Consider the following 26,158-nt stretch of genomic DNA (forward strand, 5'->3'; position numbering starts at 1 on the left):
TTCAAATCGCCTCTAGTTCGCTCAAAAAGTCACGTAGATCATCAAAATCTTCCACGCTGCCCGCGCGGAAGGTGGCGGCGGCCTGCACATAGGCACGCAACGTTTCGGTCTGGAACACTTCGACCAAGGGCACTTCCAGGCCCAACTCGACCTGGACCCGCGAAGTAATCTGGATCGCCAGCAAGGAATGGCCGCCGACTTCGAAGAAGTTGTCATCCAGGCCCACTTGCGGCAGGCGCAGCACTTCGGCCCAGATCGCCGCAACCTGCTGCTCCAGTTCGGTTTCGGGTGCCACATAGCGTTGCTGCATCAGGCTCGCATCCGGCGCGGGCAAGCCTTTACGGTCGAGTTTGCCGTTGGGGGTCAGCGGCATTTGCGCCAGGAACATAAAGTGCGTGGGCACCATGTAATCCGGCAGTCGGGTCTTGAGCGCACGGCGCAGGGCGTCACGGAATTCGGCCTGGTTGATCAGCGCGGGATCGGCCGGTACGACATACGCCACCAGCTGCTTGCCGGTCGGCCCTTCCTGGGCCACCACCACGGTTTCACCGACGCTGTCCTGCTCGCGCAGACGGGCCTCGATTTCACCCAGCTCGATGCGAAAACCACGGATCTTCACTTGGTGGTCGACACGGCCAAGGTAGTCCACCACGCCGTCCGGGCGGCCACGGGTCAAGTCGCCGCTGCGGTACACACGGCTGCCGGGTTTGCCGAACGGGTCCGGCACAAAACGCTCGGCGGTCAGCGCCGGACGCTCCAGATAACCCCGGGCCACGCCCTCGCCGCCCAGGTACAACTCACCGGCCACGCCGATCGGTTGCAGGTTCAACTGCGCGTCCAATACGTAGCCACTGCGGTTGCCCAGCAACGTGCCGATAGGCGCATAGACCGCGCCGCAACGGTCGCCCTTGCGTGCCTTCCACAGCAGCGGCGTGACCACGGTTTCGGTGGGGCCGTAACCGTTGAACAGGTAGGTCGGTTTGAGCGCACGCCAGGCCAGGTCGTAGCTCGCCTGCGCCACCGCATCACCACCAAAACAATACACGCGCACCGCCGGCGGGTTGCCGTCGCGTTCGGCATGCTCGGCCAGTTGTTGCAGGTACACCGGCGGAAACACCGCCATCGTCACGTTATGGCGGTGCATTTGTGCGTAGGTGTATTCCGGCAGCCACAGGCTGTCGTCGCGGATCAGCACACTGGCGCCGTTGATCAGCGGGTGCATCCAGCCTTCGTGAGAGCCGTCAAAGGCGAAGGACATGAAGTGCAGTTCGCAATCGGCCGGGCCGGTTTCATAGCGTTCGCCGGTGGCAATGATATGCGCCACGAGCGGGCCGTGCGACACCGCCACGCCCTTGGGCAGGCCGGTGGAGCCGGAGGTGTAGATCACGTAGGCGAGGTTGTCGCCGTCCAGTGCGACCTCTGGTGCGGTGTCGCTGTAATCGGCCCAGTCCTCGGTGCGATCTATCGCCAGGGTGTTCAGCCCTTCAGGTATCGGCAATTGCTGCAACACGCGGGTGTGAGTCAGCAACAGTTGCGCGCGGCTGTCTTGCATCATGTACAGCAAGCGATCACGCGGATATTCCACGTCCAGCGGCACATACACGCCACCCGATTTCATCACAGCCAGAAATGCCACCATGCTCTCGGCACTGCGCGGCATGGCGATGGCCACGCGCACTTCCGGGCCTACACCACGGGCGATCAGCGCATGCGCCAGGCGATTGGCCTGGCGATCGAGTTCACCGTACGTCAGCGTTTGCGCATCGAATTTTACCGCCACTGCATTCGGGTTTTCCCGAGCACGGTCGGCGACCATTTCGTGCACCAGGCGCTTGGCCGAGAAGCCCGAACCAGTGCAATTCCACAGGTGCAGAATGTGTTGTTGCTCATCAAGGCTGAGCAGGTTCAGTAGCCCGATGGCCTGCTGCTGATCGTCCACCATGCTCTGCAACAGGTTCTGCCAATGCCCGGCCATGCGTTCGATGGTGGTGTGTGCAAACAGATCGGTGGCGTAACTCAGGGATGCACGCAACGCCTCGCGGGATTCCTCCACATCCAGCGCCAAATCGAACTGGGCGACGCCTTCATCCCAGCTCAACACCTCGACCTGCAACCCGGACAAACGCTGCAAATGACTGCCTGCCGACGTCACGCGGTGGTTGAACAGCACTTGGAACAACGGGCTCAGGCTCATGCTGCGTTCGGGCTGCAGCGCTTCCACCAGTTGCTCGAACGGCAGGTCTTGATGAGCCTGCGCTTCCAGGGACCGTTGGCGCACCTGACGCAACAGTTGCGCCACGCTCATCTGGCCGTTGATGTCAGCCTTGAGCACCTGTGTATTGACGAAGAAACCAATCAGTCCCTCGGTTTCAAGGCGGTTGCGGTTGGCGATTGGCACCCCGACACGCACGTCTTCCTGGCCGCTGTAGCGATGCAGCAAGGCCTGGTAGGCCGCCAGCAACACCATCGGCAACGTGACTCCAGCCTGGTTCGCCAGGCTGCGCAAACCGGCCAACAGCTGCGGCTTCAACTCAACACCGAGACGCGCACCACGATGGGTTGGCATCGCTGGGCGCTGATGGTCGAACGGCAGCTCCAATACCGGCTGCTCGCCGCCCAACTGCTCACGCCAGTAAGTCAGCTGGCGCGCTTTCTCGCCGGCCTCCATCCAGTTGCGCTGCCACAGCGCGTAGTCGGCGTACTGAATCGGCAAGGTCGGCAACTGCGGCGTGTGGCCGTCGCTGAAAGCCGCATACAGTTTCACCAATTCCTCGACCATCAACTGCATCGACCAGCCATCGGAGACGATGTGATGCTGTACCAGCACCACGACGTGATCGTCGTCGGCCAGGCGCAACAACTTGACCCGCAGCAACGGCCCGCGCAGCAGGTCGAACGGTTGGGCGACGGCCTCGGCCACCTGCCCCTTTAGCCCGGCTTCGTTGGTATCGCAACGTTCGATTTCGATCAAGCCCAGGTCTTCAATCACTTGCACCGCGCCGCCGGCCTCCTGACGCAGATGCGTGCGCAGACTTTCATGACGCGCCAACAGCGTGTCAAAACTGCGTTGCAGCGCGGCCACGTCCAGCGCGCCTTTCAAACGCAGGGCGCTGGGGATGTGGTACGCCGAGCTTTGCGGGTCGAGTTGCCAGAGGAACCATTGCCGCTCTTGGGCGTAAGACAGCGGCAAGGGTTGTGTGCGGTCGGCCTTGAGCAGGGCCGGTGCGGTGACGCCCTCCTCGCCCAATGCACGCACAAAGTCACTGAGCACAGGCTGTTCGAACAGGGTCTTGAGCGCAACTTCCAGCGCCAGTGCCTGGCGTACTCGCGACACCACTCGCGTGGCCAGCAGCGAATGTCCGCCCAGCTCAAAGAAGTGATCGTCGAGGCCCACTTGCGGCACCTCCAGCACATCAGCCCAGATGGCCGCGACTTGCTGTTCGCGCTGACTGACAGGCGCCTTAAAGGCTTCGAGCAACAGCTCGGTATCTGCCTTGGGCAGCGCCTTGCGGTCGAGCTTGCCGTTCGGGGTCAATGGCAGGCTATCAAGGAATATAAGCTGTGCGGGCACCATGTAGTCCGGCAGGCGCTCGCGCAGCGCTGCCTTGTACTGGTTACGCAGCGCTGCCTGCTGTTCGGCAGCGAAAGTCACCAGGTAGGCGATCAAGCGGTCGTTCTCAGCCAGCACCACGACTTCACGCACTGCCGCGTGTTCGCGCAGGCAGGCTTCGATTTCGCCCAGCTCGATACGGAAGCCGCGCACCTTGACCTGATGATCGACCCGGCCGATGTACTCGACCACGCCGTCGGGGCGATAGCGTGCGAGGTCGCCGCTGCGGTACAGGCGTTCGCCCGGGGCACCATAAGGATTGGGCACAAAGCGTTCTGCGGTCAGCGATGGTCGCGCGTGATAGCCGCGCGCCAGGCCAACGCCGCCGATTAACAATTCACCGGCAGCGCCCTGCGGGCATGGCGTCAGCCCGGCGTTGAGAATGAACAACGAGGTGTTGGCAATCGGCCGCCCGACAAAAGGCTGCGCCTCTGACAGACGATGGGCAGCCGACCAGACAGTGGTTTCCGTCGGGCCATAGAGATTCCACACGGGGCCCCGCAGATCGAGCAAGCCTTGGGCAAGGTCGACCGGCAGCGCTTCGCCGCCACACAGGCACTTGATGCCCTGCAACAGCTGGGCGCGCGGGCTTTCCAGCAGCATGCGCCAGGTCGATGGGGTGGCCTGCAGCACACAGGCGGATTGGTTATGCACCAGATCGATAATCGCCTCCGGGTCGAGGGCCAGTGCCTGGCCGCTCAGCAGCACCGTGCCGCCGACGATCAGTGGGACGTAGAGTTCCAGGGCGAAGATGTCGAACGAGAAAGTGGTCAGCGACAGCACCCGCGCGTCGGAGCCAATCTCCAGGCTACCGGCCATGCCGCAGGCAAAGCTGCACAGCGCCTGATGACGGACCATCACGCCCTTGGGCCTGCCGGTAGAGCCGGAGGTATAGATCACGTAAGCCAAATGCTCCGGCGTGATATTCACCTGCGGGTCATGGTCGGCACCGCTGGCGTCTACCGCGTCCACCCACAGCACCTTCAGACCGTCCGGTTGTGCCAGGCGACCATTCAAGTGTGATTGGGTCAGCAACACCCGGGCGCGGCTGTCTTCCAGCATGAAGGCCAGTCGATCTGCCGGGAACTGCGGGTCGAGCGGCACATAAGCGCCACCCGCCTTGAGGGTCGCCAACAGACTAACCACCATGTCTACCGAGCGCTCGACATGCACGGCCACCAGTACGTCAGGGCCAACGCCCGCCGCAATCAGACGATGAGCCAGGCGGTTGGCGCGGCGGTTGAGTTCGCGGTAGCTCAGGGCGTCGCCATTGAATTGCAGCGCACTCGCGCCCGGCGTTGCCAATACTTGCGTTTCAAACAGCTGATGCACACAGCGCGTCCGCGGGTAATCGACGGTGCTGTCGTTCCAGCCATGCACGGTCTGTTGCCATTGCTGCGCGCTGAGCATCGGCAGTTCATCCAATACTTGCGAAGCATCACTCACGACGGCGCGCAACAGGTTCTGCCAATGCTGCGCCAAGCGCTCCAGGGTCGCGGGTTCGAACAGGTCGGTGGCGTAGGTCAGTGACGCCCACAGGCCTTCAGCGGATTCTTCGGTTTCGAGGCTCAAGTCAACTTGCGTGGTGTGGCCTGCCCAATCCAGCGGCTGCAACGCCAGACCTGGCAGGTGCACAGGGCCGGCCCGCAGGGTGTCCTGGTGATTGAACATCACTTGGAACAGTGGGTTATGGCTCAGGCTGCGCTCCGGTTGCAGCGCTTCTACCAACTGCTCGAATGGCAGATCCTGATGGGCCTGCGCCTCCAGGGCGCGCTGCTTGACCTGGGCAAGCAATTGGCTGAAGGCCATCTGCCCATCGAGGTCGCCCTGAAGCACCTGAGTGTTGACGAAAAAGCCGATGAGCCGCTCGGTTTCAAGGCGATTGCGGTTGGCGATCGGCACCCCGACGCGCAGCCGGGACTGGCCGCTGTAGCGATGCAGCAGGGTCTGAAACGAGGCCAGCAAGAGCATGAACAGTGTCACGCCCTCGCGCTGGGCCAGCGCCTTCAGGTCGTTCACCAGCGCAGGGTCAAGCTGGACCTGCTGACGCGCGCCCCGATAACTCTGTACCGCCGGACGCGAGTGGTCCAGGGGCAGCTCCAGCACCGGATGCTCATCGCCCAGGCGCCGTTGCCAGTAGTCGAGCTGGCGCTGTTTTTCACCTGCCGCCATCCAGTTGCGTTGCCACACGGCATAGTCGGCGTACTGGATCGGCAGTGCCGGCAACTGAGCCTGGCCCTGATACAGCGCCACCAGCTCATCCACCATCACGTGCATCGACCAACCGTCGGAGATGATGTGGTGTTGAGTGATGACCAGCACATGGTGCTCGGGCGCGATCACCAGCAGTTTGACGCGCATCAGCGGGCCGCTGCGCAGGTCGAATGGGCGCTGGATTTCCTGCTCCACACACTGCTGGAGCGTCGCAGCCTCTGCCCTCGCCTGCTCGACAGGCATTGCCAGGGCGGAATGGATTACCTGCCAGGTCTGCTCACCGTCTTCAACAAAAGTGGTGCGCAACGGTTCATGGCGCAACACCAGCGCCTGGCATGCACGCTCCAGCGCGTTGATATCCAGTTCGCCGCGCAGATGCAACGCCGTAGGCACGTGATACGCCGCGCTGGCAGGGTCTAACTGCCACAAAAACCATTGGCGTTCCTGGGCGAACGACAGCGCCATCGGCTGCCCGCGCTCCAGGGCCACCAGCGGTTGCGCACTCTGCTGATGCAAGCCTGAACACAGCGTGGCGAATGCTTCCAGCGTCGGTTGCTCAAAGAGTGCGCGCAGCGGGACTTCACGCTTCAACTCATGCCGCACACGGGAAATCACCTGGGTGGCCAGCAATGAATGGCCACCCAGCTCGAAGAAGTGATCCGTGAGGCCCACCTGCTCGACCTGCAACACCGCTTGCCAGATCGTTGCCAACTGCATTTGCAGCGGGCTTTGTGGCGCCACATAAGCCTGTTGACGCAGGTTCAGGTCGGGCGCCGGCAGCGCACGGCGGTCAAGCTTGCCATTGTGGTTCAACGGCAACGCGGCGAGCAGCACCCAGTGGCCCGGTACCATGTAGTCCGGCAGCGATTGGCGCAAGGTTGCCGCCAGCGTTTGCGCATCCAGAGTCTGCCCATGGGCAGGCACTGCATAGGCGACCAATTGCATGCCGATAGCGCTCGGCTGGGCGATGACGACGGCTTCACGCACCTGCGGCAAGGCTTGCAGGCAGGCCTCGATTTCGCCCATTTCGATGCGGTAGCCGCGAATTTTCACCTGATGGTCGATACGCCCGACGTACTCCAACGCCGCTGCCTCGTTGTAACGGGCAAGGTCGCCGCTGCGGTAAAGCCGTGCGCCCGGCACACTGGAAAACGGGTCCGGCAGGAAGCGTTCAGCAGTCAATGCCGGGCGGTCGAAATAACGCTGGGCCAGGCCCGCTTCGGCGCCAATGCACAACTCGCCGACGCCGTCGGTGGCCAGCAGCTCGAACCCGCTGTCGAGCACATACAGCGAGCGACCTGCGATCGCCCGACCAATCGGCACACCGAACGCATCACTGGCATCCGCCAGTTGGCACTCGTGCACGCTGGACACCACCGTCGCCTCGGTCGGCCCATAGGTATTGACCAAGCGCACATCGCCCAGCCCCGCCGCGTGCCAGGCGCGCAAGCCTTCCACCGACATGGCCTCGCCGCCCACATGCACTTGGCGCAGGTTGCCCAAGGTACGGCGGTCCAGCGCACATTCCTTGGCCAGCAGGTACCAGTAGGCAGCCGGCAAGTCGGCCAGGGTCACACCCTGCTCGACGATCTCCTGTGCAAGTTGCCCGACGTCCCACAGCTCATCGCCGCGCATGATCAAGGCAGCGCCCACACACAGCGACGGGTAGCACTGCTCAACAAACCCGTCGAAACTGAACGTCGCAAATTGCAGCACGCGGTCTTCGGCACTCAGGCGGCTATAGGCCTCGGCACTCTCGCAGAACTGGCCGAGGGCGGCATGGTCGATGGCCACGCCTTTGGGCTGGCCGGTAGACCCGGAGGTATAGATCACGTAGGCCAGGTCGGCAGCCGCCGCCGAGTTGGCTGGATTGGTCGCCGGGTAATTGGCCAGCTCTTCACCGCACGCGCTGAACGCCACGCGCATCAGCCCTTGCGGCAGCGGCAGATCGGTGAGCAAGCCGGTTTGGCTGAGCAGCAGGTCCAGGCGACTGTCCGCCAGCATGTAGGCCAAGCGTTCGGCCGGGTATTTTGGGTCCAGCGGCACGTAGGCCGCGCCAGTTTTGAGCACCGCCAGCAGGCTGACGATCAACTGCGGCCCACGCAGACTGGCCAGGCCCACCCGTTGGCCCGGCCCTACGCCGAGTTCCATCAGGCGGTGGGCCATACGGTTGGCTCGCGTGTTGAGCTGGGCATAGCTCAGGCGCTCACGGCCCGCATGTACCGCCAATGCGTCAGGTGTGGCGTGGGCCTGCGCGGCTATGCGCTCGTGCACGCGCTGATGACGCTGGGCGCCGCCGAGCGATTGGCTGAGTGCGAGCACCTCGTGTCGTGTGTCGGCATCCAGCAGCTGCAAGTTGCCTAAAGGTACGTGCGCGTCCGCCACCAGTTGCGTCAGTAGGTGACGCAGGTTAGCGCCCAACCGCGTGACCTGTTGCTCGCTGAAGCGGGCTCGGTCGTAGCTGAACTCCAGGCGCAGACTGGCACCCAGCTCGACGCCCAGGGTCAGCGGGTAGTGAGTGCGCTCATGGTTGTGCAGCCGGCCGAATGTCAGGCCTGCGGGCGCGCCTTGCTTGAGCGCTTCGGCCACCGGGAAGTTTTCAAACACCAGCAAGGTGTCGAACAACGCCGCGCCTTGCTGACCGGCCCACGCCTGTATGTCATAGAGCGGCACGTGTTCATGGTCGCGCAAGCTGAGGTTCAGGGCTTGCAACTCACTGAACCAAGCGCTGGCCGATTGAGCGGGCGAGGCGGCACTGATGATGGGCAAGGTGTTAATGAACAAGCCCAGCTGCTGCTCGATTCCCGGCAACGGCGCTGAACGCCCGGCGACGGTGGCGCCGAACGCCACGCAGTCCTGGCCGGTGTAGCGTTGCAGCAACAGGCTCCAGGCGCCTTGCAGCAGCGTATTGAGCGTGACTTTTTGTTGGCGGGCAAACTCGCCGAGGGCCTGGGTAAAGTCGTTGCCCAATGCCACTTGATGGTCAGCCATGCCCACGCCGTCGACCGGCGCCCGCAGGGCCTGGGCCAGCAACGTTGGCGCTTGCAACGGCGCCAGGGCATTTTTCCAGAAGGTCTCGCCGCTGGGTTGCTGTTGCAGCCAGCCCAGGTAATCGCGGAACTGCCCCAGCGGCGCCGGCAGTGCCTGGCCTGCATAGTGGGCAATGACTTCGCCAAGCAGCTGCGCGTTACTCCAGCCATCCATCAGGATGTGATGACTGGTGAAGATGAAGTGCCAGGCGGACCCGGCGCCGCGTACCAACATCAGGCGAAACAGCGGCGCGGCGTTTAGCTCGAAACCGCGTGAACGCTCGGCATCGGCCAGCGCATCGAAGTCGACAGCCACGTCTTCGATCACTTGCAATTGCACGTCGACCTGACGCTGGATCACTTGATGGGCACTGTCCAGGCCCAGCCAGTGGAAGCTGCTGCGCAAGATGTCATGCCGGTCCAGCGCCGCTTGCCAGGCACAGCCGAAGGCAAGCAGATCCAGGCCTTCAATATCCAGGCGAAGCTGGTTGATATAGGCCTGGGCCTCGGGCTCATACAACGTGTGGAACAGCATGCCCTGTTGCATTGGCGATAGTGGGTAAAGGTCAGCGATTTGCGGGCCGGGTACGGGCAGTGCATCCAGCTGCTGTTGGGTGAGGCGTGCCAGCGGGAAGTCCGACGGCGTCACCTGCCCTGCCGGCGTTTCGCAGCAATGTTCGATCAACGCCTTGAGTTCCGTGGCGTACTCATCCGCCAGGCGCTGAATGGTCGCAGCCTTGAACATCTCACGGCTGAAGCCCCATTGCAGGGACAGCTCCCCGCCGTACACCTGCCCTTCCACCGTCAACCAGTTGGCCAATGGGGCTTCAGGGTCTTGAGCCTGGACGCTGCTTTGCGCGGCCGGTACGAACAGTGCCGAGTCGTTGAACTGGCGGTCGAACTGCCCCAGGTAGTTGAAGGTAATGCGCGGCGCGGGCAAACCAGCCAGGGTCTTGTGCGATTGGGGGTTGCCCAGGTAGCGCAGCAGGCCGTAGCCCACGCCCTTGTCCGGGACCGCGCGCAGTTGCTCCTTGATCGACTTGATCGCGCTCGACAGATCGCCATGGGCCTGCAAACGCACCGGGAACAAACTGGTAAACCAACCGACAGTGCGGCTTAGGTCGAGGGTGTCAAACAAGTCTTCGCGACCATGGCCCTCCAGCTGGATCAACGCGCCGGCCTGGCCGCTCCAACGGCTGATCACCCGCGTCAACGCGGTCAGCAACAGGTCGTTGACCTGGGTGCGATAGGCCGCCGGCGCATCCTGCAGCAGTTGGCGGGTTTGCTCGGCATCGAGACGGGTTTCGAGCTTGGCGCCCAGGCGATTCTGCAGGCCACCTTGAGGGTTGTCGCACGGCAGGTCAGCGTCGCAGGACTGCGCCTGCCAAAAAGGCAGTTGGTCCTGGAGGGTGTGCGCATGGGCCTGCAACTGCTGCGCCCACTGCTGGTAGCTGCTGGTCTTGGCCGGCAATGCGGCTTGGCGATAAGCCTGTTGCAGGTCTTCGAGCAGGATGCGCCAGGACACGCCGTCGACCACCAGGTGATGGACCACCAGCAGCAGGCGCTGGCTGCCATCGGCCATTTGCACCAAGGCTGCGCGTAACAGTGGGCCGTGCTCCAGGTCCAGGCTGCGCTGGGCTTCATCGCATAGCGCAGCCAGCTCGGCGTCGGTGCTGACGGTGGATCGCCACAGTGTGGATTGCGTGATCGGAGCGCCGTGGGCTTGCTGCCAGCCAGCGGCTTGCTGCGTAAAACGCAGGCGCAGCGCATCGTGGTGGTTGATCAGGTGCGTCAGGGCTGCATCCAGCCGAGCAGGCTCCAGCGCCTCGCGCGGCGTGAGCAGCAACGACTGGTTCCAATGGTGACGGGCCGGGATTGCCTGGGCGAAAAAGCCGTGCTGCACGGGCGTCAGGATTGCTTCGCCGGTCACCGGGCCTTGATCAATAACAGTCGCCTGTTCAAAGCTCGCCACCAGCGCCAGGCTGCGCACGCTCTGGTACTGGAACAGGTCGCGTGGGCTGAGGCGAATCCCCGCCTGGCGGGCGCGGCTGACCACCTGGATGGAGATGATCGAATCGCCGCCCAGCTCAAAGAAGTTGTCGTCCAGGCCGACTTGCGGGGCGCCGAGCACATCACCCCAGATCGCCGCCAAGGCTTTTTGAAGCTCAGTCGAAGGAGCAACAAACGCTTGTTGCGGCGCTGCATCGGGCAGCGGCAGCGCCTTGCGGTCAAGCTTGCCATTGGCGGTCACCGGCAGTTTGGCCAGGGTCACGAAGTGAGTCGGCACCATGTACTCCGGCAAGCTGCTGAGCAGCCACGCCTTGAGGTCCGTGGGCTCTTCGTTCTCGAGTACCAGGTAGGCGACCAATTGTTTACCGCCCTGTACCAGCACCACCGCCTCACGCACCGAGGGGTGCTGCATCAAGCGTGTTTCAATTTCGCCCAACTCGATACGCAAGCCGCGCAGCTTGACCTGATGATCGAGACGGCCGAGGTAGTCGATTACGCCGTCGGCTCGCTGACGCACGCGGTCGCCGGTGCGGTAAAGGCGCTCGCCGTTGACGAACGGGCTCGACACAAACCGCTCGGCGGTCAGCGCCGGGCGGCGGTGATAACTGCGCGCCAGGCCAGTGCCGCCCAGATACAGCTCGCCGGACACACCGGCCGGCACCGGGTTCAGCTCGGCGTCGAGCACATAGGTGGCGAGGTTGGCGATCGGGCGGCCGATAGGCACGCTGTCGGCACCTTCATCCACACAGGTCCAGTGGGTCACGTCGATCGCGGCTTCGGTGGGGCCATAGAGGTTGAACAAGTCGGCCCCTGACAGCTTGGCGAACACCTGCACTTGCGCATCCAGCGGTAAGGCTTCGCCACTGCAAACGATACGCTTGAGGCAGGTGCAGGCGTGTACGCCCGGCTCATGGATAAACGCCTGCAGCATCGACGGCACAAAGTGCAAGGTGGTGATGGCGTGACGGCCAATGGTCTCGATCAAGCGCGCGGGTTCGCGGTGTTCGCCAGGCGCGGCGACGACCAGACGTGCGCCGGTCATCAGCGGCCAGAAGAACTCCCAGACCGAGACGTCAAAACTAAACGGGGTTTTCTGCAGGACTGCATCGCTGGCATTCAGGCCATAGGCCTGTTGCATCCAGCAAAGACGGTTGACCAACGCACGATGGCTGTTGCCGGCGCCTTTGGGTTTGCCGGTGGAGCCGGAGGTGTAGATGACGTAGGCCAGGTTGAGCGCGTGGATATCCACGGCAGGCGCTTCGATGCTGTAGCCCTCGAGCCAGGCTGGCGCTTGGTCCAGGGCAATCACCTGGAGGCCTTCAGCGGGCAGCAACGCCAACAGGCTGTGCTGGCTGAGCAGCAGCGTGATGCCGCTGTCTTCGATCATGTAGGCCAGGCGCTCCCGAGGGTATTCCGGGTCCAGCGGCACATAGGCGCCACCCGCCTTGAGGATCGCAAGCAAACCCACCACCATTTCGACGGAACGCTCGACGCAGACTCCCACCAGCACATCCGGGCCGACACCTCGCTCACGCAAGGCATGGGCCAGTTGGTTGGCGCGGGTGTCGAGCTGGGCGTAGGTCAACGTGGTGGCGCCAAATACCAGGGCTGGCGCGTGCGGCGTGCGCTGCACCTGGTCTTCGATCAGTTGATGAATACCCACGTCGGTCGGGTACGCCTCGGCGGTCTGGTTCCAGCGATGCACCAGGCTTTGCTGCTCATCAACATCCAGCATCGGCAGCTCGCCGATGCGCTGTTCACCATCGGCCACCATGGCCTGCAACAGGCTGATCCAGTGCCGGGCCATGCGCGCAATGGAGGGCGCGTCGAACAGGTCGTTCGCGTAGGTCAGCGCGGCGTACAGGGTGCCGGACTTTTCATAGGTATCGAGGGTCAAGTCGAACTGCGTGGTACGGCCCTGCCACTCCACAAGTGCCAGCTCCAGGCCGGAGGCGGTGCTGACCGAGGCGATGTCCGCGACCACCGGCTGATGGTTGTACATCACTTGGAACAGCGGCGTATGGCTAAGACTGCGCTCGACTTTCAGTGCTTCCACCAAGCGTTCGAATGGCAGCTCCTGATGGTCCTGCGCGCCCAGCGCGTGCTCCTTGATGCTTTGCAGCAATTGGGCAACACGGGTCTGCCCGGTCAGCTCCGTGCGCAGCACTTGGGTGTTGACGAAGAAACCGATCAGCCCTTCGACTTCACTGCGGTTGCGGTTGGCGATCGGCACGCCAACACGTATATCGCCCTGCCCGGTGTAGCGATGCAACAGCACGTTGAAGGCGCCCAGCAGCAGCATGAACAGCGTGACGTTGTGCTGTTGCGCGCAACTGCGCAGTTGCACGGCCAGGCCTGCGTCGATCGCGAAATTATGGCGCGTGCCCTGGTAGCTGGGCATGGCCGGGCGCGAGCGATCAGTCGGTAACTCCAATACCGGATGCTCATCACCAAGACGCGCCTGCCAGTATTCCAGCTGACGCGCCTGCTCCCCCGCTTCCAGCCAGCGACGCTGCCACAGGGCGTAGTCGCTGTACTGGATCGGCAACGCCGGCAATTGCGGCGCCTCGTTGCGCTCGTGGGCGTCATAGCAGCGGATGAACTCGTCGATCAGCACATTCATCGACCAGCCGTCGGAGACGATGTGGTGCAGGGTCAGCAGCAGCACGTGCTCCTGCGCGTCGAGCTTGAGCAACTGCACACGCAGCAGCGGGCCGTGCTCCAGGTCGAACGGCAGCAGCGATTGACGCGTTGCCGCGTCATTGACGGCCTGCTCGCGCTTATCGGGGGCCAAGGTGCTGAAGTCCAGACGCTCGACGGCCAGCGACGGCTCTATCGCCACCTGAATCAGGCGCTCATCGGCCTGGCGCTGGAACACCGTGCGCAAGGTTTCATGCCGAGCCACCAGGCTGGCGAACGCTTGCTCCAGCGCCCTGAGGTTGAGTTCACCCTTTAGCCGCACTGCGCCGGGCAGGTTATAGGCACCGCTGGCCGGGTCCAGTTGCCAGAGAAACCACATGCGCTGCTGCGCGTAGGACAGCACCTGGCGGTCCTCCACGTCCACCCCTGCAGGAATCGGAAACCGGGAAAAGTCCACGCCTTCTTTTTGCAGGGCCTGTAGGAAAACCTGGCGTTTTTCCAGGGGCAACCCGATAAACCGGCGAGCAAGTTTCAAGGAGTCTTCAGCATTCATTTCTTGGAGTCCGGAGCAATAGGCGGGAAGCACAAAGGCACGTCGTCCCTATAAAACGAACCGGGCGAGGAAAAATTAGCGGGGGTGGGAGGCGTGGAGCGAGGTGTCATCAAGGGTTACATCAATCTTGAGAAAGACACACAAACCCGAGTTAGCATTGACGGACACCACTTTTTGCAACTACATTTAGTTACACGCAGGGATCGCCGTGTCAAAAAATGAAAAGCTGCTCGCCAAACTGCTCAACGAGCACATGGCCTTTACCTGGCCAGAGCTCGTAACGCTGCTGCATCGCTTGGGCTACACACAGATTGAAGGGGCTGGAAGCCGCGTCAAGTTCGACATCGGCGACCCCAGTGCAATGATCAGCTTGCACAAGCCTCACCCCGGCAACGAACTGAAACACTACATTCGGCGCCAGATCATCGAACAATTGAAATCAGGAGAACTGATTCAGTGAACAACCAACTGAAATACAAAGGCTACATCGGCTCTATCGAAGCCAGCCTCGAAGACAACTGCCTGTTCGGCAAGATTCTGTTTATCAAGGCCTTGGTCAGCTACGAAGGGAAAACCGTCGCAGAGCTGGACGCTGCGTTCCGTGAGGCAGTCGATGACTACCTCGCGACATGCCACGCACTGGGGCAAACGCCGGAGAAGCCTTGCAAGGGCTCATTCAACGTACGGGTCGGCCATGACCTGCATTTGGCGGCGGCACTGGCCGCGACCCGTAAAAAAGTCACGCTCAATGACCTGACGCGCCAGGCGTTGAATGAGTTCTTGCAGCATCACTGCACAGAACCTCTACCCGTGCTCGGTTGACGGCCCCAACCGCCGATACCCAAGTGCTGCCGAGCCCAGCACAATCGCACCGGCCACCAACGCCACCCAAAATCCGCTGGTAGCACCGAAATGATCGATCATCCAACCGGAGCTGGCAGCGCCAATGGCCACGCCGATGCTCAGGCCGGTGATCAGCCAGGTCATGCCTTCGGTCAGGCGGCTGGGCGGCACGACTTGCTCCACCAGGGCCATTGACACGATCAAGGTCGGGGCGAAGAACAAACCTGAAATAAAGATCGCCACCGCCAACCCGGTGATATTGGTCACCAGCAGTAACGGTAAAGTGGTAAACGCCGTTGCCACGCCGCAGAACAGAAACTGGCGGGGCAACGGCGCCTTGAGCTTAAGGATGCCAAATGCCAAACCCGCCAGGCACGAACCGATGGCATACACCGAAAGCACGATGCTTGCCGCCGCCGGTTGGCCCTGATATTGGGCAAAGGCCACGCTGACCACATCCACGACGCCGACGATCACGCCCATGGCCAGCAACAGGATCATCAGGATCAGCACCGAAGGTGATGCGATCAGCCAACCGCCGTGATGCCCCGTGTGCTCATGCACGGGTGGTTCTGTCGCGCGTTGCAGCACGAAGGCCGTGACACCCACGGCCAGCAACACTGCCGCTACCAAAGGTCCTGCCTCGGGAAAGAGCACGACACACAGGCCTACGGAGATCGGCGGGCCGATGATGAAACACACCTCATCCAGCACAGACTCCAGGGCAAACGCGGTTTGCAACCTGGGCTGACCGCGCAACAACTCGGTCCAACGTGCCCGCACCATGGCCGACATGTTCGGCATACAACCGGCAAAGGCGGCGAACAGGAACAAGGTCCAGCTCGGCGCCTGCAAGCGCGTGCACAGCAATAACAGCAACAACGCCCCACCCCCCATCATTGCGGCGATTGGTAGCACCTTGCCCTGGCTGTGCCGGTCGACCAGCCGCGACACCTGCGGCGCGCAAAACGCCGTTGCCAAGGCGAACACCGCCGCCACCGCGCCCGCCAGGCCATAGCCACCGTGTACTTGCGAAAGCATGGTAATCAGGCCGATGCCCGTCATCGATATCGGCATGCGCGCAAGCATGCCCGCCAAGACAAAAGCCCTGCTACCTGGGACCTGGAACAACTCGGCATAGGGATTTGCCATCCTGCTTAACCTCTTCCTTTGCGCCTTGAAACTTGCTATCTGCGGTTATCAAGGCAATATACATACGGCGCGTATGTGGCGGAGCATGCGTAACATACGCACCGTATGTCAATCACTCACTAGCCCAATGCGAGCCTTATCAATGAGCCGAGCCCGTACCGAAATCATCGAAGACACCCGCGCCCGGCTGATCGCCAGTGCCCGCGCGGCCTTCGCCACGCATGGGTTCGCCAACACGTCGATGGACGATTTTACCGCTCGCGCCGGCCTGACTCGAGGCGCGTTGTACCACCACTTCGGTGACAAGAAAGGTTTGTTGGCCGCGGTGGTTGCGCAACTCGACAGTGAGATGGACGCACGCTTGCAGCACATCACCGAACAGGCCCAGGACCCCTGGCGCGGTTTTTGTGATCGCTGCCAAGCCTATCTGCGCATGGCCCAGGATGGCGAGATCCAACGCATTGTGTTGCAGGATGCGCCTGCCGTATTAGGCGATACAGGCTGCCAACAACATTGTGTGGAATCGTTGCGCCAATTGCTGGAGGCGTTGATGCAGACCGGTGCCATCCTGCAAGCCCCCAGCGTCGCGCTGGCTCAATTGATCAATGGCAGCCTGGTCAATACCGCTTTGTGGATCGCCCGGGATGAACACCCGATCGAACGCCTGGAAGAAGGCCTGTCGAGCCTGGAACTGTTGCTGCAAGGCCTGAAGCAACCCATCACACCAGCCGTGTGATCTGCTTGTGCCGCCACACCAAACGGTAATAGGCCGTCTGCAATGCGAGCATCGCCAGATACGTCACCGGAAACGCCATCCATACCCCTTCGAGGCCGAAGTGCGCATTGAACAGGTACGCCATCGGCAGCTCCACGCAGAGTACGCAAAAGATCGAAATCGCGACCGGCATCAGCACCACGCCGCTGGCACGCATGATTCCGCCGATCACGGCCTGGAACCCAAAGACCAGAACGCTCCACAGCATGATGTGCAGCAAGTGCTCAGCCTTGATCCGCGCCGTGTCATCAGTGATGAACAAGCCCAGCAACCAGTGGGACAGCAGGTAACCGAGCAGAATCAGGCCGCCGGTGAGGCAAATGTTGATCAACAACCCGGTGCGCAGGATCGGTCCGATGCGCTCCAGGCGCCCGGCGCCAATCGCCTGTGCGCCGAGGATCGATGCGGTAATCGCAATCGACAACGCCGGGAATTGCACATAGTTGACGATCTGCGTTACCGCACCATACGCCGCCGTGGCCTGGGAGCCGTGGCTGTTGACCAGGGCCAGAATGACCAGCTCCGACAGCGACAGCACCACCATCTGCAAACCTGTCGGTAAGCCGATACGCAGGACTTTGCCGAGGATGACCCGGTCCAGGCGCAATGCCGCGAACAGTTCACGGTCCGGCGCCATCACATGATTTTTATGGCGCAGGCGCAGTATCAGAAACAACATGGCCAAGGCATTACCCACCAGGCTGGCGTACACCGCGCTCTGGATGCCCATGGGCGGCAGGCCGATCCAGCCACGAATCAGCGCCGGCGTCAGCAGCAGGCCGACCAGGGTCGAGACCATCAGCGCCAGCAGCGGTGAAATCGTGTCGCTGACGCCGCGCAGTAGTTGGGTGTAGAGGATGAAGACCAATAGCAGCGGCATGATCAGCATCATTGCCTGGGCATACCCCACCGCATCGTCGAGTACGTCAATCGGTGTACCTAACGCCTGCAATGCCGGGCGCGCGAACAGGCTACCAAGAACTGCCGCGATCAACCCCACCAGCGCCCCCAGTGTCAGGGTCGCACCGGTAATCACCTTGACCAGCCCCGTTTCCTGGGCGCCCCACGCCTGACCGATCAGCACCGAAGCACCCGCCCCGAGGCCAATCACCAAGGCAATAAAGAAAAACACGATGGGGAACATCCCCGACACCGCCGCCAACGCCTGGGTGCCCAGCATTTGCCCGACATAGATGCCGTTGAGGGTGCCGGAAAAGCTTTGCAGAAAGTTGGACAGCACCATCGGTGCCAGAAAAATCAGGTAGATCTGCCACAGCGGCCGTTGTTGAGTGACTTCCATGGTGGTTCGAGTCCCGGAATTACTGTTAGACGGGGAAAGCATTGCGCGACAGCCAGGCCAGGTAAGTCTGCACGTCTACCGGCCAATGCGCGACCTTGCGCGAAAAGTCGGCCGCATCCTCAGCAAACAGCGCACGTGAAGCGTCTTCAAAACCCGGCAAGTTGCCGCCGATGGCATTCATGAAACGGTAGCTGGATTCTTTGGCCTGGCGCATCTGATCACGGGAGGCGCTGGTGTTGCGCGCCTCATCCACCAACCGGCGCAAGGCCGCTGAAGCGCCGCCGCGTTGCTGGCCCAGCCACTCCCAATGGCGAGGCAGCAACGTGACCTCCCGCGCGACCACGCCCAGCTTTGGGCGACCGACCGAAGGGGCCACGGGCGGCTCGTCATCGGTTTCAGCGTGCGCGGGTTGCTCTGGCACGTAACCGAGTGGCCACGGGTAATCGACCTGGGTGCCGGTAGCGTCGTCGAACACCAGGTAGCTGCCCATCGGCAGGTCAAGGCCCGCCAAAACAGTGGCAACTTCGGGATAACTGCCAGCGGCCACGCGCTGCTGTTGGACAAAGGCGGTGCAACGGGGAATGTTTTGCGTAGACATGGATTATTACCCGGGCGTTATTTGTTTTACCCGGATCATATTAGTCTTAATTTTTCGGTACGCAAGGTTATTCTCGTGAAACGTTCAAACGCTCGCCGTGCAGTGTCGCCCGCATCCCTTGCACCGTGGGGTCTCTCAGCAAGCACTCGGCAATCGCCGGCTCCAGCTCTACCCGCAGGCGGCGGCCCAACGCCCGTGCGCCGAACCGTGCATCGTGCTGGCGACACAGCCACATCCTTGCCGGCGCTTCCACGCTTAACGAACGCTGATGCGCCGCCAAGCGCAGGTTGAGTTTCTCCAGCTCCACGCCCAGCAGTGCGTCCAGCCACTGGCTGTCGATAGGCTCGAACATCAGGATGCGGTCGATTCGGTTGAGAAACTCAGGCTCAAAGTGGCTATGTAACGCGTCTTCGAGCACGGCCGCCTCATCCCGCACAAAGACGCGCAGCAAGCGCCGCCAGCCCTGGGCAAACCGCTGACGATGACGACGTGCCTGTTGCGCGCCGATATTGCTGGTCATGAAGATCAGGCTGTTGCGAAAGTCCAGGGTGCGCGTACCACCGGCCAACGTCAGCTGGCCGTTTTCCAGAATGCCGAGCAGGCTGCGCACTACTTCCTGGCTGGCTTTCTCCAGTTCATCGAACAACACGATACCGGGTCGACTGTAGGTGCCTTGGATCAACTCGCTGTTGAACAAGCTGATGCCCTCCTTGCTGCCCACGTACCCCGGCGGGGCGCCGGTCAGTGCGGCGGCGTAATGCTCCTGGGCCAGGGTGTGCATGTCGATACGGCAAAAGCCGTCGGTGCGACCGTGCAACGCCTGAGCGAGCAGGCGCACGATTTCGGTTTTACCGACGCCGGTCGGCCCCATGAACAGGTTGACGCTCAAGGGCCGGTCCCGCTCACCGATGTCGGCCTTGACCACCTTGAGCAAACTCTCAACCTGGGCCAGCGCGGCCTCCTGCCCAACGATACGGCTACGCAGCAATGCCATCACCTGGGCCGGTTCAAAGGTAAAGCGCATGCCCTACCCCACTGATTTTTCTTTTCCGCCATGGGGCAACTGCCCCACCGGGCACGCGGCGACGCCCACCGTGCTGCGGGTGATTTTCTCGACATTCTCCTGGGCCTTTTGCGCGTCCAGCACCCAGGTGCGGTAGAACTCGAAGGGGCAGTCGGCCACACCCTTGTCGCCATCGCCCGAGGCGTGCATGCCGGTGTAGCCACGGTGCAGCAGCTTGAACAAGTGATTCTGCGACTGGTCGTTGGCCCGCGCATCGCGGATCTGTGACACCGAAAGCTGGGCGTATTGAATGCCCATCTCCTCCTCACCACACTCGCCCAATGTGCGCCCATCAAACCCGATGATCGCCGAGTGGCCGAAGTACGAATACACCCCGTCGAACCCCGCCGCATTCGCCACGGCCACATAGCAGTTATTCGCCCAGGCCATGCTCTTGGACATTTGCACCTGCTGCTCCTTGGCCGGGTACATGTAGCCCTGGCAGCGCACGATCAACTCGGCGCCCTTCATCGCGCAGTCGCGCCAGATCTCCGGGTAATTGCCGTCGTCGCAGATGATCAGGCTGATCTTCATGCCTTTGGGCCCCTCGCACACATAGGTGCGATCCCCTGGGTACCAGCCTTCGATAGGGCACCAGGGAATGCACTTGCGGTAACGCTGCACGATTTCGCCGAGGTTGTTGATCAGCACGAGCGTGTTGTAAGGCGCCTTGTGCGGGTGTTCTTCGTGACGCTCACCGGTGAGGGAAAACACGCCCCACGTATTGGCCTGACGGCACGCCGCCGAGAAAATCGCCGTCTCTTCGCCAGGAATACTTGCGGCGGTGGCCATCATCTCATCGTGGTCGTACATGATGCCCATGGTGCTGTATTCCGGGAACACCACCAAGTCCATACCCGGCAGGCCCTGCTTCATGCCGAGAATAATCTCGGCAATTTTCTTTGCGTTATCGATGACCTCGGCCTTGGAATGCAGGCGCGGCATCTTGTAGTTCACCACCGCGACACCAACGGTGTCCGGGCTGCTGGAAATATCGCCATGACGCATAACAATGCTCCTGGTCTAGTGACTGATCATCCACGGCCGTGGCCCGGTCCTGGTCTTGAGGCCCAAAGGGTTGGCCTTACTCGGTTCCACCTGCTTGCTGGTGCCGCAGCAGCTGCAACCCGCTGGGTGCTTTCGGCTTTCCTGGTACTCACCGACGGTTTGCGGCGCGTGGGCGCTGCGCTCGTTGCCGGCCATAGCCTTGCGCTGGTTGGCCGACAGAGTTTGCAGCGCCGGTGCCGACACCCTCAGTTGCCCGCCCGGCCCCGCACAGTAGGGACACTGGCTGGGTTCGTTGCGCTGGGCGATTGGCCGTAGCATCGTAAAAGTGCCGCACGTTGGGCAGGCGTATTCGTAGGTCGGCATGGCTACAGGTCCGGGGCGATGGGCAGGTCGATACTGCCGTCGAGGAATTTCGTCGGGCCATTGGCGTTGGGGTTGATGTCGAATTCAAAGATTTCCGTCGGCAACCACAAGGTGGCGCAGGCATTTGGAATGTCCACCACGCCGCTGATGTGCCCCTGCACCGGCGCCGAACCGAGCAACGCGTAACCCTGGGCCGGTGAGTAGCCGAACTTGGTCAGGTAGTTGATCGCATTCAGGCAGGCCTGGCGGTACGCGACGTTGACGTCCAGGTAGTGTTGCTGGCCTTGCTCGTCCACCGAGATGCCTTCGAAAATCAGGTAGTTCTTGTAGTTCGGGGTGATCGGGCTCGGCTTGAATACCGGGTTCTTGATCCCGTACTTGGCCATGCCGCCCTTGATCAGCTCGACCTTCATATGCACCCAGCCGGCCATTTCGATGGCGCCGCAAAAGGTGATTTCGCCGTCGCCCTGGCTGAAGTGCAGGTCGCCCACCGACAGCCCGGCACCGTTGACGTAGACCGGAAAGAAGATCTTCGATCCGCGGGACAAATCCTTGATATCGCAGTTACCGCCATGCTCACGCGGCGGTACTGTGCGCGCGCCGGTCGCAGCGGCGTCGTCACGCGCCTGGCCCTTGAGCTTGCCCATATGCGCGGTGGCCGCCAACGGCGCATTCGCCAGCGGCGGCACGCGGGTGGGGTTGGTGTCGATCAGTTCCTGCTCGCGGCGGTTCCAGTCGGCGAGCATCACCGGGTCGGGCAGGCAACCGATCAGGCCGGGGTGGATCAGGCCGGCAAAGTTAACCCCTGGTATGTGCCGCGAGCTGGTGAACATGCCCTTGAAGTCCCAGATGGCTTTTTGCGCGCTGGGGAAATGATCGGTGAGGAAACCACCGCCGTTCTGTCGCGAGAAGAAACCGTTGAAGCCCCACTGCGAATCGGCCTTGGCGCCGATGTCGAGCAAGTCCACCACCAGCAGATCACCCGGCTCGGCGCCGTGCACGCCCACCGGGCCTGACAGGTAATGCACGGTGGACAGGTCCACATCCCGCACATCGCTGGCGTCGTCGTTGTTCTTGATCGCGCCGGCAGTCCAGTCGTAGGTCTCCAGGATGAAGTCATCGCCCGGCTTGACCCAACAGGCCATCGGAATATCCGGGTGCCAGCGGTTATGGATATTTTCGTTTTCGGTGACAGGCTGGTTGAGGTCGACTTTGATCAGCGTTTCGGTCATGGACTGGCTCCTGGACGGATGGCTTGGTGCGTTCGATCCAGTCTCGTGGAGCCGGGGGAAACGGGGAATACGTTGGATGACGTATGGAGAAAGGGGTGTACCGCAATCAAAAAATGTGGGAGCTGGCTTGCCTGCGATAACGGTGTGTCAGCCAACAATTCCATGACTGATAAACCGCTATCGCAGGCAAGCCAGCTCCCACATTTGAGCCGTGATAATTAGACAGACAGGTAGCGGCTTATGGTCGCCTCATCCACCCGATCCCGGGTCTCTTCGACCACGAAGCGGCCCTTTTCAATCACCAGGAATCGGTCGGCGATTTCCAGCGTGAACGACAGCACTTGCTCGGACACCACAATGGTCAAGTCCCGCAGGTTGCGAATCTCTTTCAGCGTGCGTGCTATGTCCTTGATGATCGACGGCTGAATGCCCTCCGTAGGCTCGTCCAGCAACAACACCTTCGGGTTCGTCGCCAGCGCCCGCGCAATCGCCAACTGCTGTTGCTGCCCACCCGAGAGGTTGCCGCCTTTGCGCGACTGCATGTCGTGCAACACCGGAAACAGGGCATACAAATCCTCCGGCACCTTACCCCGCGCCGACGCCGGCAAACCGGTCTGGATATTCTCCAGCACCGTCATGCTCGGGAAAATCATGCGCCCCTGGGGTACATAGGCGATGCCGCGCGCCACCCGCTCATGGGTTTCCAGTGCCGACACATCCTGCCCGTCCACGCTGACCTGGCCTTTCCACTGCGGCAGGATGCCCATCAGGCTTTTGAACAGCGTGGTCTTGCCCATGCCGTTGCGGCCCATCACCGCGACGATTTCACGCTTGGCCACGTTCAGGTCGAGGTCGTGGAGGATCTGGCTCTGGCCGTAGCCGCAGGACAACTGGTCAATCTTGAACATGCCGGATTCCTCAGTTGCCCAAATACACTTCGATAACTTTAGGGTTGCTTTGCACCGACTCCATACTGCCCTCGGCGAGCACCTTGCCCTGGTGCAGCACCGTGACCTTGTGGGCAATACTTTTGACGAATTCCATGTCGTGTTCGATCACCAGCACCGAACGCCCCTGACTGATGCGCTTGAGCAGCTCGGCGGTTTGCGCGCGCTCGTTGACGCTCATGCCCGCCACCGGTTCATCAAGCATCAGCAGCTCGGGGTCTTGCATCAGCAGCATGCCGATCTCCAGCCATTGCTTTTGCCCGTGGGACAACAGATCGGCCTGTTGTTGCAGTAAATCACCGAGGAAGATCTCCCGCGCCACCTCTTCCACCCGCGCGATCACTTGCGCGTTGCGCTTGAAAAACAGTGCGCCCCAAACCTTGCGACCGGCGGGATAAGACATCTCAAGGTTTTCAAACACCGTGAGGTTTTCGTAGATCGACGGGTTCTGAAATTTACGCCCGACCCCGGCGCGCACAATGTTGTACTCGCGCATCTTGGTCAGTTCCTGGCCGTCGAACTGGATACTGCCGCTGGTGGCGCGGGTCTTGCCGCAGATCAGGTCGAGCACCGTGGTCTTGCCGGCGCCATTGGGGCCAATCACCACGCGCACTTCATTGCGGTCGATATACAAATTGAGGTTGTCGACCGCCTTGAAGCCGTCGAACGAGACAGTGAGGCCTTCGATGGCCAGCACCGGTTTCTTCATTTCAAAACCGACGGCGGTCATGGCTGGGTCTCCAGGATTTTGGTTTCAGTTTTGGGCTTGGCCACGGCGGCGGCGACTTTCACCACCGGTTTACGCCGCAGCAATTTCGCCAGCGCCTGGCGACCATGACTGTCCCACAAGCCAGCCAAACCATTGGGGAAGTACATGACCACGGCGATAAACAGCCCGCCCATCAAGTACAGCCACAGCTCAGGAAAGGACTCGGAAAAGTAGGTCTTGCCGTAGTTCACCAGGAGCGCGCCATACACCGCGCCGAGCAACGACATGCGCCCGCCCACGGCGGCGAAAATCACCATCTCGATCGACGGCACGATGCCGACGAACGACGGCGACATAAAGCCCACCTGCAAGGCAAACATCGCCCCGCCAATCGCCGAGAACGCGGCAGCCACACAGAAAACGAAGATCTTGAAGCTGGCCACGTCATACCCGGAGAAACGCACCCGCTCCTCTTTGTCGCGCATGGCCATCAGCAGCCGGCCGAGCTTGGAGGCGAGAATGAAGCGGCCAATAAAGATGCAGCCGAACAGCAGGCCGGCGTTGATGAAGTACAGGATCATTTTCGCGCTGTCGGTGCGCAGGTCCCAGCCGAGCAGGGTCTTGAGGTCGGTGATGCCGTTGACGCCGCCGGTCAGGCCTTGCTGGCCGACGATCAGCACCGTAAGGATCAGCGCGATGGCCTGGGTGACGATGGAGAAATACACATCGCCCACGCGTCGCTTGAACAGCGCCATGCCGATGATGAACGCCAGCAGCACCGGCACCGCGATCACCGCCACCAGGGTAAAACTGAAACTGTGGAACGGCTGCCACAACCAAGGCAACTCAGTGATCTGGTTCCAGTCCATGAAGTCCGGAATGCCCGGTGTGGATTGGATCCTGGTGCTTTCGGGGTCCGATGCTTCCAGCTTGAGGAACATCGCCATGCAGTAGCCGCCCACCCCAAAGAACACGCCCTGCCCCAGGCTGAGAATGCCGCCGTAGCCCCAGCACAACACCAGCCCTACCGCGACGAACGCGTAAGTCAGGTACTTGCCGACCATGTTCAGGCGGAACGCATCCAGGGTCAGGGGGAATACCACCAGGATCAGCAGCGCCAACAGCACGATACCGATCAGGTTTTGCTGGCCGCCCAGCAGCTTGTCTAAAGCCTTCATCTGCTCGCCTCTACTTGCGCACTTTGATGGAGAACAACCCTTGCGGGCGCAGCATCAGGATCAGGATCACCGACGACAAGGTCAGTACCTTGGCCATCGAGCCACTGAGGAAAAACTCCGACAGCGATTGGGTCTGGGCGATCACGAACGCCGAGGCGATGGTGCCGAACAGGCTTTGCGCGCCGCCGAACACCACCACCAGGAAGGTGTCGACGATGTACTGCGAGCCCGCCGTCGGGCCGGTGGAACCGATGGTGGTGAAGGCCGCGCCCGCCACACCGGCGACGCCGCAGCCGAGGGCAAAGGTCATGCGGTCGACCTTGCGCGTATTGATGCCCACGGCGCGGCTCATCAGGCGGTTCTGTACCGTGGCGCGCACCTGCAAGCCCCAGCGCGAGCGGTACAGCATGAGGAAGATCGCGGCGGTCAGCAGCAAGGTCAGGCCCATCATGAACAAACCGTTGCGCGGGATTTCGATGGCGTCGGTGAAGTTTACCGAGCCCATCAGCCAGGCCGGGGGCTCGGCGCTGACTTCACGGGCGCCAAACACCGAACGGAAGGTTTGCTGCATCACCAGCGACAAGCCCCACGTGGCGAGCAACGTGTCCAGCGGCCGCTTGTACAAGCGGCTGATCATCGCCCACTCCACCAGCCAGCCGACGGCGCCGGCGACAAGGAATGACAGGGCGATGGCAAAGAAGAAGTAATAGGGTTGGAAGCTCGGCGCAAAGTGCGCCGTAAGGCTGGAGCACACGTAGGTGGTGTAGGCGCCGATGGTCAGGAACTCACCGTGGGCCATGTTGATCACGCCCATCTGGCCAAAGATGATCGCCAGCCCCAATGCCATCAGCAACAGCACGCAGAACACGGACAAGCCGTTGAACCCCTGCATTGCCGCGATGGCCCCAAATTCCGATAGCCATTCCATGATGAT

At 61.9% G+C, this 26,158-nt stretch carries 15 protein-coding genes; 3 read left to right on the forward strand and 12 right to left on the reverse strand.

Annotated elements, in window-relative coordinates; genetic code table 11:
• Position 1: 1 nt before the first annotated feature.
• Positions 2 to 14,056: a non-ribosomal peptide synthase/polyketide synthase gene (locus tag A7J50_RS16300; protein ID WP_064452745.1), complete on the reverse strand. Its 14,055-nt coding sequence runs from the start codon at positions 14,054 to 14,056 to the stop codon at positions 2 to 4.
• A gap of 208 nt (positions 14,057 to 14,264) precedes the next feature.
• Between A7J50_RS16300 and A7J50_RS16305 the strand changes: the two genes are divergently transcribed.
• Together A7J50_RS16305 and A7J50_RS16310 are read left to right on the forward strand one after the other, a co-directional pair.
• Positions 14,265 to 14,516, forward strand: coding sequence for a type II toxin-antitoxin system HicA family toxin (locus A7J50_RS16305; protein WP_053256594.1), 252 nt, complete (start codon positions 14,265 to 14,267; stop codon positions 14,514 to 14,516).
• A complete protein-coding gene (locus A7J50_RS16310) occupies positions 14,513 to 14,878 on the forward strand; it encodes a type II toxin-antitoxin system HicB family antitoxin (protein ID WP_064452746.1) in 366 nt (121 codons plus the stop codon). The genes A7J50_RS16305 and A7J50_RS16310 overlap by 4 nt, the downstream gene beginning before the upstream one ends.
• Here A7J50_RS16310 and A7J50_RS16315 read toward each other — a convergent pair.
• Complete coding sequence (locus A7J50_RS16315) at positions 14,861 to 16,051, reverse strand: MFS transporter (protein ID WP_064452747.1); 1,191 nt, start codon at positions 16,049 to 16,051, stop codon at positions 14,861 to 14,863. The two genes, A7J50_RS16310 and A7J50_RS16315, sit on opposite strands and share 18 nt — an antisense overlap.
• Before the next feature lie 142 nt (positions 16,052 to 16,193).
• On the opposite strand from A7J50_RS16315, the gene A7J50_RS16320 reads away from it, so the two are divergent.
• A complete protein-coding gene (locus tag A7J50_RS16320) occupies positions 16,194 to 16,787 on the forward strand; it encodes a TetR/AcrR family transcriptional regulator (RefSeq protein WP_064452748.1) in 594 nt (197 codons plus the stop codon).
• On the opposite strand, the gene A7J50_RS16325 is transcribed toward A7J50_RS16320, so the two are convergent.
• The 10 genes from A7J50_RS16325 to urtB all read right to left on the reverse strand — a co-directional run bounded on the left by A7J50_RS16325 (position 16,771) and on the right by urtB (position 26,152).
• A complete protein-coding gene (locus tag A7J50_RS16325; RefSeq protein WP_064452749.1) occupies positions 16,771 to 18,126 on the reverse strand; it encodes an MATE family efflux transporter in 1,356 nt (451 codons plus the stop codon). The genes A7J50_RS16320 and A7J50_RS16325 overlap by 17 nt on opposite strands.
• A gap of 25 nt (positions 18,127 to 18,151) precedes the next feature.
• Positions 18,152 to 18,724 (reverse strand): DUF2239 family protein, encoded by a 573-nt coding sequence (locus tag A7J50_RS16330; RefSeq protein ID WP_064452750.1) that lies wholly within the window; start codon positions 18,722 to 18,724, stop codon positions 18,152 to 18,154.
• A 67-nt stretch (positions 18,725 to 18,791) separates the two neighbouring features.
• Positions 18,792 to 19,748, reverse strand: coding sequence for an AAA family ATPase (locus A7J50_RS16335; protein ID WP_064452751.1), 957 nt, complete (start codon positions 19,746 to 19,748; stop codon positions 18,792 to 18,794).
• A 3-nt stretch (positions 19,749 to 19,751) separates the two neighbouring features.
• The gene (locus A7J50_RS16340; RefSeq protein WP_064452752.1) at positions 19,752 to 20,795 is read right to left on the reverse strand and encodes an aliphatic amidase; all 1,044 of its coding nucleotides are present in this window, start codon (positions 20,793 to 20,795) and stop codon (positions 19,752 to 19,754) included.
• 15 nt (positions 20,796 to 20,810) lie between these two features.
• Positions 20,811 to 21,158 (reverse strand): FmdB family zinc ribbon protein, encoded by a 348-nt coding sequence (locus A7J50_RS16345; protein ID WP_064452753.1) that lies wholly within the window; start codon positions 21,156 to 21,158, stop codon positions 20,811 to 20,813.
• A 2-nt stretch (positions 21,159 to 21,160) separates the two neighbouring features.
• The gene (gene fmdA, locus A7J50_RS16350; protein ID WP_064452754.1) at positions 21,161 to 22,390 is read right to left on the reverse strand and encodes a formamidase; all 1,230 of its coding nucleotides are present in this window, start codon (positions 22,388 to 22,390) and stop codon (positions 21,161 to 21,163) included.
• 218 nt (positions 22,391 to 22,608) lie between these two features.
• Positions 22,609 to 23,298: an urea ABC transporter ATP-binding subunit UrtE gene (urtE, locus tag A7J50_RS16355; RefSeq protein ID WP_064452755.1), complete on the reverse strand. Its 690-nt coding sequence runs from the start codon at positions 23,296 to 23,298 to the stop codon at positions 22,609 to 22,611.
• A 10-nt stretch (positions 23,299 to 23,308) separates the two neighbouring features.
• Positions 23,309 to 24,067 carry an urea ABC transporter ATP-binding protein UrtD gene (gene urtD, locus A7J50_RS16360; RefSeq protein WP_064452756.1) on the reverse strand — a complete coding sequence of 253 codons (759 nt, stop codon included), beginning with the start codon at positions 24,065 to 24,067 and terminating at the stop codon, positions 23,309 to 23,311.
• A complete protein-coding gene (gene urtC, locus A7J50_RS16365) occupies positions 24,064 to 25,224 on the reverse strand; it encodes an urea ABC transporter permease subunit UrtC (protein ID WP_064452757.1) in 1,161 nt (386 codons plus the stop codon). The genes urtD and urtC overlap by 4 nt, the downstream gene beginning before the upstream one ends.
• Positions 25,225 to 25,234: 10 nt before the next feature.
• Positions 25,235 to 26,152, reverse strand: a complete 918-nt coding sequence (gene urtB, locus A7J50_RS16370) for an urea ABC transporter permease subunit UrtB (protein WP_053256607.1) — start codon at positions 26,150 to 26,152, stop codon at positions 25,235 to 25,237.
• Between the last annotated feature and the right edge of the window lie 6 nt (positions 26,153 to 26,158).

The organism is Pseudomonas antarctica, from assembly GCF_001647715.1.
Classification (GTDB): Bacteria; Pseudomonadota; Gammaproteobacteria; order Pseudomonadales; family Pseudomonadaceae; genus Aquipseudomonas; species Aquipseudomonas antarctica_A.